The following is a 13,476-nucleotide window of genomic DNA, read 5'->3' as shown; positions in this document are numbered from 1 at the left end:
ATCGGCGTATATACGGAGAAAGTTCAGGGTTCATCCTGTGGTTTACGTTGCAGCTTGAAGTGGCTGCGCTGGTTGTGCTCAGTGTCTTCCAGCCATTCGAGTGTTTGTTATCTTTTTGTCCTTTGCTTATTTTCAGTTCGTTATATGAAGTGCATCAAATGGTATCCAGTCAGAAGGACATGCTGCTTCTGCATGAAAAGTAACCACGGTGAAAGCACGTTCCTGCAGATCGTCCTGTTCTACTCCCTGCATCGCATGAGAGAAGACACCACCACACCATGAGCACTGCTTGTTTTTAAGATCGTATGTTCGTTCCGTGGAGCGGTGAGGTTGTGATTGTTTTCGCCAGCCGTTTCCGTGATTTTTTTAAGTCATTGCAAGGAGGAGCGACTGGTGAGCATCGGAGGTGAATGCACGCATATCACTTGGCTCTGGTATCCGGGCTAAGTCCAGTGTGGTTGCAGCTAGGCCATCGACAGATGCGGGTGACCGCGTGCCTCATACAGCCAGTGACGTTACCTTGGGAGAACTGGTCGGCTTGAGGATTCCGGAAGATCTACTGTGCGAACGGGACTTGGGTTTTGGCTCGCTAAGACTGTTGATCCCTGATCCAGACGGATGTGCAGATCAAGAAGGGGTGACACTTCAGTGCGGTAAATAACGGGCGGCGTTTACTGACAATCCCTCGTATGTCGTTTGATAGGCGTTGACTTGATATGTCGTCGTACGAGCATCGTGTACTGGTGTACCGATTTCCAGTGTCACGGAGAATACAGAGAGATCAAGGCTGTTTGGTGCCGTAGCGGTTTCGTTGCTGAAGATAACTTTGTCCTGGAAACGCGTATTGAAAGGTGCCTATGTCGTGCCGCTGTTGTGATGCTAAATGATTCACCATGAGTCAGTTGCTTCGATATGTTGCTGTACAGGTTGATGCTGTCTGCCCGTATTGAGTTGCTGCCGATTTTGTCGCATTGCATTTTTGCTGACTTCGCAAGATTCAAGGCATCTTTGCATGCGACGAACCTTCACCTTTCCGATGGAGATCGCTTACAAGACAACGCCTGAGTACGTCGCTGGTGCATCGTTGATTGCATCCGATCGTGACCAACGCATCATGGTGAAGCCGTTGCTGTGACGGGCTTCTCGGCTGCTGAGATCATCTGTCTGAAGAATGATGTTTCCTCATGCAGAGCGCTTGATCCTCAGGTGGCGAATGAGGGTTCCATTGACTGCTCTACCTCATAGACGCCCATTAACTTGTCGTAAGGCTTTGATTTTATGAGCTCTTGGTGGAGCAGGCACAATAGCCATCCCGTCCAGGAGTGAGTATGTTCGTGTTTGCATCATTCTCGGTCTTGATGTTTGGCTGTTTGCGTGACTCTCGTGCCTTGACCTGGCTGCGCTGGAGTTGTGCCGGACTGCTTTCGCTTCTTCTCGTGCTGGACTTGGTTTGCCCACTGCCATTACCAGCCTCGCAAGATATGGCCATGCTGGTGGTTGCGCGAGATGGTACTCCGCTGCGTGCCTTCCCTGATGCTGGCGGTGTATGGCGCTACCCGGCGCTGTTGGCGCAGGTGTCGCCGTTGTACGTGCAGGCCCTGTTGACCTATGAGGACCGTATGTTCTGGCACCATCCGGGAATCAATCCTTGGGCACTGTTACGTGCTGGGGGGCACTGGCTGCGCTATGGTCGTATTGTTTCTGGTGGCTCGACCTTAACGATGCAGGTGGCACGTATTCTTGAGCCGCATGGCCGTACTCCTTGGGGCAAACTCAGGCAGTTGTTGCGTGCAGTGCAGTTAGAAGTACATCTGAGTAAATCTCAGATTCTGCAGCTGTATTTGGAACGTGCACCTTATGGGGGGACTATCCAGGGCGTTGAGGCGGCTAGCTGGGCCTATCTTGGTAAGTCGGCCGCACGCTTGTCGCATGCTGAGGCGGCGCTGTTAGCGGTATTGCCGCAGTCGCCGAGCCGGTTTCGCCCAGACCGTAATCCGGAGGCAGCCTTGTATGCACGCGACAAGGTGCTCACTCGCATGGCGGTGCTTGGTGTCTGGTCCGATGAAGATGTGAAAGATGCGCGGCTTGAACCGGTAGTCGCGCGTGCACTGCAACCGCCGATGTACGCGGCGCTGTTGGCGCAGCGTCTGCGTGCTCAATCGCCACGGGTTGCACGTATTGTTACCACGTTAGACATTGATTTGCAGCGCACGCTTGAGGAGCGAGTGAGTACCTACTTCTCGCCGTTGCCTGAGCGCACTTCTGCTGCGGTGCTGGTGATGGATAATCAAAGTCTGGAAGCACGTGCCTACGTTGGTTCGGTGGCGTTTGGTGATGCCAAGCGGCTTGGTCAGGTGGACATGGTGCAGGCTTGGCGTTCGCCGGGGTCCACGCTCAAACCATTTCTGTATGGGATGGCGCTGGACCAGGGGCTGATCCATTCTGAAAGTCTGTTGGTTGATGCGCCACAGCGTTTTGGTGATTATCGCCCGGGTAATTTTGATGCCGTGTTCAATGGTCCAATTGGTGCGGCCAGTGCATTACGACAGTCGTTGAACGTGCCCGCAGTCGACTTATTGGAACGGATTGGGCCGGCTCGCTTAGTGGCGCGCTTGGCGCATGCTGGAGTGCAGTTGCGTTTTTCACGCGGTACCACCCCGAATTTGGCGTTGATCCTTGGGGGGACAGGTACGCAGTTGCAGGAGCTGGTGGGTGCCTTTTCTGCGTTCAATCGTGGTGGCGTTGCCGGACGGGTGCGTTATACCCCTAATGATCCGCGTATTGAGCGTCGCTTGATCTCGCCTGGTGCGGCTTGGATTGTGCGCGAAATTCTTGCTGCTAACCCTCGTCCTGGTTATGGGAGGGGTACTTTCGATACAGCGATGCGTCCTTCCGTGGCGTGGAAGACTGGGACCAGCTACGGTTTTCGTGATGCTTGGGCGCTGGGGGGGACGCGCCGCTACACGGTTGGCGTCTGGGTTGGACGTCCTGACGGTACTCCGTTGCCGGGTCAGTATGGTGCGATCACCGCGTTGCCATTGATGTTCGATGTGATCGATGCGTTGCCGCGTGAGCCTGGCAATGCTGTCCCGGAGCCGATGCCGGCCAGTGTGGAGCAGGTTGATATCTGTTGGCCGCTAGGTTTGGCTGCTGTCAACACTGCGCCGGAGTTGTGCCGGCGCCGCTACAGTGCTTACGCATTGGATGGGGTGGTGCCGCCGACATTGGCTGAACGTGATGCGCGGCTGTGGCGTAGTGGTCTGGAACGGTTCCAGGTGGATGCGCGTAGCGGTTTGCGTGTGATGCCTAACTGTCGTGTGTCACACGTGGTCAGGGAGCGCCAGATTGCACGCTGGCCGGCACTGGTGACCCCATGGCTTGATGCTGCCGAGCGTGACGCGGCGCAATTGCCTCCGCTGGCACCAGACTGCTCTGATGATGGTCGTGGTGATGCCGGGGTGCTGTACATCGATGGTCTCGTTGAAGGTGCCACACTGGCGCGTGCACCTGGTAGTGCCCAGCCGGTGCGCCTGCAATTGCGTGCATTGGGTAGCGAGGCGCGGATCGACTGGCTCTTGAATGGGCGCTGGATTGCTCAAACCGTTGGGCGTCGCACCTTTCAGCGAGATTTCCTTGACCCCGGTACGTATGTGCTGACTGCGCTGGCTGAGGATGGTGCCTGGAGCCGTGTACAGTTCCGCGTTGTCCGTTAATACGTACTGTGCAAAGTGTGTTGATAGAAGCAAGATTTTGAGCGTGTCGGCGTTCAGTGATACTCACGTTTGCATGTGGCGGGTTAGCGGATCATTTTCCGGCAGCCCTTGCTGGGAGTGTCGTGACAGGTTTCAGATGGGTCCATGTTTTGCTTCCCGGCAGATGTGCTTGCTCCAGCTACAAATTGACTAGCGCACACTTTGAATGCGATTCCGCCAGATATCAGTTGTGCATCTTCAATACTTTTTCAATTTCCTAATTCGACAAATCTAATGATTGTTGAGTGAGGTGAATACGTGGCGTTTGTCTGTGTTTGCAATGGTGCGTGTGCGTCTTAATGTGCTGTTGAGTGTGTGCTTGCTCATGCGGATTTTTTCCGGAATGGAGTCATGCAGAATCGGTGGTACCAACAGCAGGTCAATGCTCAAGAACACTATGTGTGCGTTCGGAGAGTCGAGTGCCATTCTGAGTAACGGGTCATTGATACGAATGCCCAGTTTGTTTTTTGAGATGAATGGAGTATGGAAGCAGATAAAAAGAATGCATCTGGGTGCTTGAAAATAACGTCACTGTGCCTATCTGTGGGACTAAGGCGCAGTGTTTTTATCAGAAGCCTGCAGCCGTCCATCAATCAATCATGTCCGGAGGTTATCGATGAACGTTGTCCGTTACACTCCGTGGCCTGCTCAGGCTGCGTTGCAGAATGAGATCAGACAGGTGTTTGACCGCTTTTTCGAGCACAACGGCGACACCGATGAGTCTGCAGTGGTGACTGCGCAGTGGGTACCGCGCGTAGATATTAAGGAAGAGCCCAACCAGTTTGTGTTGTACGCTGATTTGCCTGGAATCGACCCGGCTAATATAGAGGTACAAATGGAAAAGGGCATTCTCTCGATTCAGGGAGAGCGTAAGAGTGAGGCGTCTAGTGAAACGGAACGTTTCTCACGCATTGAGCGGCGTTATGGGAGTTTTCATCGCCGCTTTGCATTGCCTGACAGTGCTGACGCTGACGGCATTACGGCCAGTGGCAGTCATGGTGTGTTGGAGATCCGAATTCCGAAACGACCGGCAACGACACCGCGGCGCATCCAGGTTGGTAACGGTGTCTCTGGCGACGCTTCGTTGTAATAACTGCGATGTCGTTTGGGTGCGTGCAGATGCATGCCTTCGTTGGACATGTGCTGGCTGCCGCAAACTGGTGTCAGCGCGTGTCCCGGAACGGATCGGGCGGGCCCGTGGCTTCGATGCTACGGGCTTTTCCTTGTGTGAGAGGTGACGGATGCAATTCAAGGATTATTACGCGACCCTGGGTGTTGAACCGAGTGCGGGTGAGGCTGAGATCAAGACCGCTTACCGCCGGCTGGCGCGTAAGTATCATCCCGACGTCAGTAAGGAGTCGGGCGCCGAGGAGAGGTTCAAAGCTGTCAACGAAGCCTATGAAGCATTACGCGACCCGCAGAAGCGTGCAGCTTACGATCAATTGCGCGCGCAAGGGTACCGGCCTGGCGAGGAATTCCATGCTCCACCTAATTTTGGTGGTGCGCATGGCTTTAGGTTCGAGGAGGTGTTTGCCAATGCGTCGGGTGGTGATTTTAGCGATTTCTTTGAGAGCTTATTTGCTGGGGGACGTGCTGACCGCAGTCGCAGTGGAGGTGGTGCCGGCGCGTCACCATCTGGTGACACCCGTAGCAAGTTGACGGCGCCACTGGAGGCAATCTATACCGGCAGTAGCGTACGAATCACGGTCAATGGGCGTCAACTTGATGTGCGTGTCCCTAAAGGCATTCAACCTGGTCAGGTTATCCGGCTGAACGGGCAGGGCAACTATGGTCGTCATCTCTTGTTAGAGATCGAATATGCGCCGCATCCACAATTCGAGGTCGATGGGCGCAATATCCTGCACACGGTGCAGGTGACGCCATGGCAGGCCGCATTGGGTACCACGATTAGCGTGCCGACTCTCGGCGGATCTGTGGAGCTGAAGGTGCCGCAGGACTCCGATGCTGGGCGCAAGTTGCGTCTGCGAGGTCGTGGTTTGCCGGGTCATCCACCAGGCGACCAGATCGTCGAGTTGGAAATCACGGCTCCGCTGGCTACAAACGAGACGCAGCGCAAGGCATACCGGGCGCTTGCGAAAGCGTTTGGCGAAAAGGCTTGAACAGACCAGCCATGTGCGATTTTTGAATGAGGATCGGGGTTCGGCTGTGTCGTATTGTATCAGCCGTGTTCTTCAAGCGATCTTTGGAGAATACTGACCTCGATATTAGGGTTTTTTAAAGTGCAGGAATCTAGCAAACGCTTGCTTTGCGATGCTTATGGGAGTTTGCACTACTCATTGGTTGTGGCTTTTTTCTTTAACGCATTCGGTTGGGTTAAACAGGGTTTGGGGACTCAGATGGTATTGGCAGATCAATAATGGCTTGGCAAGCGTTGAAGCGAGGTTTCTTTATTGCATTTTCTTGTGGCAGTTGAAGAAAAAATCATACGATTCATGTGTGCTGTTGAGTGAGGGATGATGATTGGACATGGTATAAATTCAATAATTAATAACTATCGTATTGCTGTATATATTTAATTTATACATATCGTTATTTTTTTATAAACTATTGCTTATTTTCTTTTACAAGGATTGTCCGCAGTGAGCGCATCATCTCCAGATACCACTTCTGTCGTTAAGTGTCCTTTCCATCAGGCAGTGGTTGAAGGTACGAACAATAAAGATTGGTGGCCGAATCAGTTACGTGTGGACCTGTTGCATCAGCATTCGAACAGATCTAATCCACTGGATACAACGTTTGATTACGCCAAAGAATTTCAGAAACTCGATTACGCTGCGTTGAAGCGTGATTTGCATGCATTGATGACCGACTCACAGGACTGGTGGCCGGCTGACTTCGGTCACTATGGCGGTTTGTTCATTCGTATGGCTTGGCATAGTGCTGGTACTTATCGTATCGGCGATGGTCGCGGTGGTGCTGGTCGCGGCCAACAGCGCTTTGCCCCGCTCAATAGCTGGCCGGATAATGTCAGCCTGGACAAGGCGCGTCGTTTGCTTTGGCCAGTCAAGCAAAAGTATGGTCAGCAGATTTCCTGGGCCGATCTGATCGTGCTCACTGGCAACGTAGCGCTTGAATCGATGGGTTTCAAAACCTTCGGTTTCGCTGGTGGTCGTGTGGATACCTGGGAACCTGATCAGGACGTGTATTGGGGCCGGGAGACGACCTGGTTGGGGGGCGATGTTCGCTATCAAAATCCAGGTGCACACGGTGGAGCGATGGGTAAGGCTGATCAGAACATCGACTCGCGTGTGTTGGAAAATCCGCTGGCTGCTGTACAGATGGGGTTGATCTATGTCAATCCGGAAGGCCCTGATGGCCATCCGGATCCCCTCGCTTCTGCTCGAGACATCCGTGAAACTTTCGCTCGCATGGCAATGAATGATGAGGAGACCGTTGCGTTGATTGCTGGCGGCCACACCTTCGGCAAGACTCACGGTGCTGCTCCTGCAGACAACGTCGGTGTTGAACCAGAAGCCGGGGAATTAGAACAGCAGGGTTTGGGCTGGCGCAATCGGTTCGGTAGTGGTAAGGGAGAGGATACGATCACCAGTGGTTTGGAAGTCACTTGGACCAATACTCCAACACAGTGGAGTAACGGTTTTTTCGGGAATTTGTTCGGCTACGAATGGGAATTGACCAGGAGTCCTGCGGGCGCCCACCAATGGGTGGCTAAGAATGCTGAAGCGACCATCCCGCATGCCCACAATCCATCAAAGAAATTATTGCCGATGATGCTGACATCGGATTTGGCGTTGCGTTTTGATCCGGTCTACGCAAAGATCTCGCGGCGTTTCCATAAGCATCCGGACCAGTTTGCCGAGGCTTTTGCCCGTGCTTGGTTCAAGTTGACGCACCGTGATATGGGGCCGCGTGCGCGTTACCTTGGTCCTGAAGTGCCGGCTGAAAAGTTGATTTGGCAGGACTCGATTCCTGAGGTCAACCATCTGTTAGTTGATGTGCAGGACGTTGCTGCGCTGAAACAGAAAATTCTGGCTTCAGGCTTGGGAGTTTCGCCGCTTGTTTCGACGGCTTGGGCGTCGGCATCTACTTTTCGCGGCTCGGATAAGCGTGGTGGCGCTAATGGAGCGCGTATCCGCTTGGCTCCACAAAGGGAGTGGGAGGTCAATCAGCCTCGGCAGCTTAGCGTGGTGCTGGAAACGTTGGAGCGTGTCCGGGCTGAATTCAACGCGCAAGCGGGCGGCAAGCAAATTTCCTTGGCCGATTTAATTGTTCTGGCCGGTGGTGTAGGGGTGGAGCAGGCGGCGAAGAGTGCCGGTATTGCGGTGGAGGTGCCCTTTGTGCCCGGGCGTACCGACGCTTCTCAGGAGCAGACTGACGTCGCTTCATTTGCTCCTCTGGAGCCGGTTGCGGATGGATTCCGCAATTATCTCAAGGGAGATTATGTCGTCCCGTCCGAGCATCTGTTGATCGACCGTGCTCAGTTGCTCACATTGACTGCACCGGAAATGACCGTGCTCATCGGCGGTTTACGCGTGCTGGGTGCCAATGTTGGCGGTGTGAAGCACGGTGTGTTTACAGATCGCCTTGGGACGCTGAGCAACGATTTCTTTATCAATTTGCTCGACATGGGCACGGATTGGGTACCCGTTTCCGAAGGGCGTGATGTGTTCGAAGGGCGTGATCGCACCAGCGGTGTGCTGAAATGGACTGGTACCCGTGTTGATCTGGTGTTTGGCTCGAATGCAGTGCTACGTGCGTTAGCTGAAGTCTATGCCGGGGCAGATGCTCAGGAGAAGTTTGTACGTGACTTCGTCGCGGCCTGGACTAAAGTGATGCACCTGGATCGCTTCGATTTGGTGTGATGACCCTGGTGTGCGCGGTTCTCGATCGCGTACACCGAACGCTTACTCCCGATGATGTGCAATGACGGCCATTGGCTGGTGTCCTTGATGAGTACGGCAACAGTGTTCGCACTGATTTTTGTTGTTTCGCGTGCAGAGTGAAACAACAGCACTGGCCTTGGTGTCATTGTCATTCAGTGTGTGGATCAGTGGCTATCCAAGTTGAGTTTGGCAGGATGGCAGCTGCTGTTGGCAGTGTTTCCCCTCGTACAGCGTTTGCGCCATTGGCGTTAAGGAGGGCGTGGATGTTATGCGGCACCTCTCGAAAGTGAGATTGCTTCATGAAATATGTCGCTAGGACCCTGGTCTCAGGCAGTCAATTTCAATGTGCCTTCAGCATCGTCGTTGCAATGGACCCACGATTCGAGCGTTGAATGCGGGTGTCTTGGCATGGCGAAGAGCTTTTTGGTTCGGGTGTTTCCCTGGCAATGCGCTTTTCGTTTCATGTTCGTACAACATCCAGGTGAAGCCCTTGTTTCGATGGAGGTGCTGCTGGCGTATCGATTGATGTGATTGGTAATGAACAGCCCGTCATGTTGGCTTCGAGGCAACGAGCAAATATCGAGTGAATACCTGTTGCAGTGGATTGACTGAGCAACGACCACATGTCAAACATGTGCTGTGTACAGATTGATGACGGCGGCCAGATAGCTGTGGTCTTTAGGATGTTGCGATATAGGCGATGTTGTCTGCTTATAGGTGTGGGATGCGTTTCAGGGATTCGAGCCATGACGAAGGGAGGCCGATTCGGTGATTCAGCCAGTGACATCCTGAGTCTTGAAGTACTTCGATGGTATGGAGATCAGATGGAATGCAGACTACATGGCATGACATCATCGGAGGTGATGGAAATCCCGCCTCCTTAAGTATTCAGCGTCTAGACAGCTTTAGATTTGCTCGCGGAAACATCTTCGAGAAGAATTCATCTTCTTTCAATAAACGTCTCAGAAATTAAGTGAAGCCTATAACGATTTTTCAGTTACCACCGTTGGGTGTCCCAGGGAGCATGCCTTGATGAAATTCCTTTTTTCGGCGGCTGTTACCTCCATGTTTGCAGTTAGCCTGGTTTTTGCGCAGGCTCCACAGCCTGCTCCCGCTCCCGCAATACCGATTCCCAAGGCGCCAGCGCCTGCTGTGGCCAAGGCATGGATTGTGATGGACTATGCTTCCGGTCAAGTGCTCGCCGGCGAGAACATCCATGTGCATCTGGCTCCGGCCAGTATGACCAAGGTGCTGACTTCCTATGTGATCGCTGCTGAGATCAAGAACGGCAAAGTGCATCGTGATGATCAGGTGATGATGACTGAGAATGCTTGGCGCAACGGAGGCGCTGGGACCGATGGCAGTTATAGCGGCTTTCCTGTCAACAAGACTGCGCGTTTGGAGGACATGGAGCAGGGCATGATTGTGCAGTCGGGGAATGATGCTGCGATCGCGCTGGCCGAGCATGTGGCTGGTAGCGAGCAGGCATTCGTTTCGCTGATGAATAGCTACGCCCAACACATTGGCATGAAGAATTCGCACTTCGTCGATGCCACAGGCTTGATTGCTGAGGGTCATTACTCCACTGCGTACGATATGGCGCTGCTTGGCCGTGCGCTGATCCGAGATTTTCCAGAAACCTACGCCTATAACAAAGTGAAGGAGCTGGTGGTCAACGGGATCAAACAGTCGAACCGTAACTTGCTGCTGTGGCGTGATCCATCGGTGGATGGCATCAAAACAGGCCATACTTCCGAGGCAGGCTATTGCATCATGAATTCGGCCAAGCGTGGTGATCAGCGCATCCTGACCGTGGTGATGGGTGATGTTTCCGAGAAGAAGCGTGCAGAGGATAGTCTGGCCTTGTTGAACTGGGGCTTTCGCTTTTTCGAGACTCACAACCTCTATGAGCCTGGCAAGGTGGTGATTAAACAGAAGGTATGGAAGGGGCAGGTTGCCGAAGTTCAGTTGGGGGTGGCGCGTCCGCTACTCGTCAGTGTACAGCGTGGCCGTTATAACGATCTTAAACCCAGTATCGAGGTGCCGCGTAATCTTGAGGCACCTATTAAACCGGGGCAGTCGGTGGGTAAGGTGAAAGTCACGCTTGATGGTAAGGTCGTCGCACAGGCACCTTTAGTAGCAATGGCTGGTGTCGAGAAGGGGGGATTCTTAAAGCGCTTATGGGACGCTTTCTGGATGTGGTGGGAGCTTAAGTAACCTGTGTGGTGAGAGACGTTGGTGCCAGCAGATCAGCGCATCAAAATGATCCAATGGCTTTTTTCTCGGCACAGTATCGGTGGCTCATGGTGTGTCCGGAAGATGAGAAGTTTTAACCCTGATTGATAGGCGACTGTGTTTGTTAGAGCCTTTTGTTTAGCAAGTGTAGTCAGAGTGGGGCAATGGCTAAATATGATTTGAACAGAGCTGGATCCTTGATCCGTCAATAATCTAACCAGCATGATCGCTGCGCCAGGAATGAACAGGTCCAAAATCATCGAATGTGCAGTGACGGTAGGGCCATGATCTTGGCACCTCGCAATGGTTTGTCCCATGTCGATCATGTGGCTATCGCAGCGAAGCCGGCGACCATCGTGACGGCGACGGCGTGGCTGCAAGAGCAATGGAACAGGATGAGACGTAGGTGGATGATCAGATACGACGGCGGGATTATTTTCTGAGGCGCGGGTGCAGCGAGAACGATAGAATGTGGTTATGTCCCTGCCGACTATTTCCCTGGTCAATCAGTTGCTGATTGCGTTGCCGTCGCTGTCGGATCCACATTTTGCACGTGGCGTCGCGTTGATTTGTCAGCACGATGGCAATGGAGCGATGGGTGTGGTGCTTAATCGGCCATCTGAATACACGCTTGGTGAGGTGTTGTCTCAAATGGGGATTGACACCGCCTATGAGGCACTGCGTGGGCAGGTTGTGTTGGCTGGTGGCCCAGTGCATCCGGACCGCGGCTTCGTCATTCATGACAGCGAACACGCGTGGAATCCAAGTCTGTCAATTGGCAACGGTCTGTATCTGACTACCTCACGCAACATACTCGAAGCAATGGCTGCAGGGTGTGGTCTTCCCCGGGCGTTGGTCGCGCTTGGCTGTGCGGGTTGGGGGGCCGGGCAACTGGAGTTCGAGCTGGGCGAAAACAATTGGTTGATGGTGCCGGCTGATGCCTCATTGCTGTTCGACACCCCGATAGATCAGCGTTGGCAGCGTGCAGCGGGACGCATTGGCGTGGATTTATTTCGGTTAACGGACTATACAGGGCATGCCTGAGGCATCGCCCATATTCCCCGACGGTATTGTGCTTGGGTTTGATGTCGGCACACGTCGGATTGGCGTAGCGGTCGGCAGTGGATGGGGTGTTGGCGCGCGTGCGGTGGCGGTGATCGACGTGCATGGCGCTGCTGTGGATTGGAATGCGCTGGATCGTGTGAAGTGCAATTGGCGGCCGGTTGGTTTGGTGGTTGGTGATCCGTTGACCATGGATGGCCAAGACCAGCCGATGCGCAAACACGTGCATGCTTTTGCTCGCCAGCTGCGTGAGCGCTATCGATTGCCTGTGGTGTTGGTTGACGAACGTTCCAGTTCGGTCGAGGCGGCACACCGTTTCGCCGATGCGCGTGCAGCAGGGTACAAGCGCCGCCGCGATGCTGACACATTGGATGCTATAGCGGCTGCAGTCATCGTTGAGCGTTGGTTTGCCGATCCCACGCAGGCGACGTCGCTTCCTTGATTTTTCGAACCTCGAGCGGTTACTCCTATGCAATTAGATTCAAATGGACGTTTGCGTCATCTGCTCACTTTGGAAGGACTGCCGCGTGCCACACTGTTGCAGGTACTTGACTGTGCTGCCCAGAACTGCGCTGTCACGGTTGACCATGTGGGCAAGCGTCACGTGCTGGCTGGTATGGCGGTATGCACACTCTTCTTTGAACCATCCACGCGTACCCGCAACTCGTTCCATTTGGCTGCGCAGCGTTTGGGAGCGGACGTATTGAATTTTGATATCTCAATGTCGTCTACGAGCAAGGGTGAGAGCGCACGCGACACATTAAAGAACTTGGAGGCAATGGGGGTGCGCGGTTTTATAGTGCGCCATCCTGAGGATGTAGTCATCGCACAGTTGGCTGCGGTAGTCGGTGAGGGCACTGTGCTCATCAATGCAGGTGCTGGCCGTAGTACCCATCCGACTCAGGCGTTGTTGGATATGTTGACCTTATGTCAGGCCAAGGGCAACGATTTTTCCAGACTTAAGCTGCTTATTGTCGGTGACATCAAACATTCGCGTGTTGCACGCTCGAACCTGCACGCGCTGCGTACGCTTGGTGCCGGTGAGATCCGTGTCTGCGGTCCGACCGCGTTAATGCCCCGTGACGGCATCCTTTCTGGTTGTATGGTTGGTCACGACCTCGACGCAATGCTAGAGGACGTGGACGTGCTGATGATGCTGCGTCTGCAGCGCGAGCGTATGCAGGAAGGGCTGGTGCCGTCGTTCGAGGAGTACCATGCCAAATACGGTTTGACTGCAGCACGTTTGGCGCGCGCTGCTCCGGATGCGGTGGTATTGCATCCGGGGCCAATGAACCGCGGTGTAGAGATTACCGATGAAGTGGCTGATGGTCCGCAGTCATGGATCCTGCGCCAAGCTAGGAATGGTGTGATGGTACGTATGGCGGTGCTGGAGACTTTGCTGGGCTGAGCGCGACTGCATGATGCGGTGTCGTCGTTTGCAATGCATGGATGCTCAATCCGTAGGCCTTGTGAGCACAGACGGCAGCGCGCATTCGCGCAACTGTGCCGTTGTCTGTGCCTGTTTTTGATTCCTATTGTAACGATCATGCCTGCAAGTGCGA

At 53.9% G+C, this 13,476-nt stretch carries 9 protein-coding genes; all 9 read left to right on the top strand.

The genetic code is table 11. The annotated features are described in order from the left end of the window. Positions 1-1,012: 1,012 nt before the first annotated feature. The 9 genes from PLS229_RS12465 (at position 1,013) to PLS229_RS07340 (ending at position 13,322) form a co-directional block, all read left to right on the top strand. A complete protein-coding gene (locus PLS229_RS12465) occupies positions 1,013-1,135 on the top strand; it encodes a hypothetical protein (protein ID WP_267903153.1) in 123 nt (40 codons plus the stop codon). 193 nt (positions 1,136-1,328) lie between these two features. After that, a complete protein-coding gene (pbpC, locus tag PLS229_RS07375) occupies positions 1,329-3,713 on the top strand; it encodes a penicillin-binding protein 1C (RefSeq protein WP_038271170.1) in 2,385 nt (794 codons plus the stop codon). Between the two features lie 655 nt (positions 3,714-4,368). Next, positions 4,369-4,842, top strand: coding sequence for an Hsp20/alpha crystallin family protein (locus PLS229_RS07370; protein WP_038271172.1), 474 nt, complete (start codon positions 4,369-4,371; stop codon positions 4,840-4,842). A gap of 151 nt (positions 4,843-4,993) precedes the next feature. After that, a complete protein-coding gene (locus PLS229_RS07365) occupies positions 4,994-5,872 on the top strand; it encodes a DnaJ C-terminal domain-containing protein (RefSeq protein WP_038271173.1) in 879 nt (292 codons plus the stop codon). Between the two features lie 480 nt (positions 5,873-6,352). Beyond that, entirely contained in the window at positions 6,353-8,596 is a 2,244-nt protein-coding gene (katG, locus tag PLS229_RS07360) for a catalase/peroxidase HPI (RefSeq protein WP_038271174.1), read from the top strand. Positions 8,597-9,649: 1,053 nt separating this feature from the next. Then, positions 9,650-10,834 (top strand): D-alanyl-D-alanine carboxypeptidase family protein, encoded by a 1,185-nt coding sequence (locus PLS229_RS07355; RefSeq protein WP_038271175.1) that lies wholly within the window; start codon positions 9,650-9,652, stop codon positions 10,832-10,834. A gap of 495 nt (positions 10,835-11,329) precedes the next feature. Beyond that, positions 11,330-11,896 carry a YqgE/AlgH family protein gene (locus PLS229_RS07350; protein WP_038271177.1) on the top strand — a complete coding sequence of 189 codons (567 nt, stop codon included), beginning with the start codon at positions 11,330-11,332 and terminating at the stop codon, positions 11,894-11,896. Next, the gene (gene ruvX, locus PLS229_RS07345) at positions 11,889-12,356 is read left to right on the top strand and encodes a Holliday junction resolvase RuvX (RefSeq protein ID WP_038271178.1); all 468 of its coding nucleotides are present in this window, start codon (positions 11,889-11,891) and stop codon (positions 12,354-12,356) included. The genes PLS229_RS07350 and ruvX overlap by 8 nt, the downstream gene beginning before the upstream one ends. A 27-nt stretch (positions 12,357-12,383) precedes the next feature. Next, entirely contained in the window at positions 12,384-13,322 is a 939-nt protein-coding gene (locus PLS229_RS07340; RefSeq protein ID WP_038271179.1) for an aspartate carbamoyltransferase catalytic subunit, read from the top strand. The last annotated feature ends 154 nt before the right edge of the window (positions 13,323-13,476 follow it).

The organism is Xylella taiwanensis, assembly GCF_013177435.1.
Lineage (GTDB): Bacteria > Pseudomonadota > Gammaproteobacteria > Xanthomonadales > Xanthomonadaceae > Xylella > Xylella taiwanensis.
Note: the sequence above shows the minus strand (reverse complement) of the source record. Positions and strands in the feature narration are given on the sequence as shown.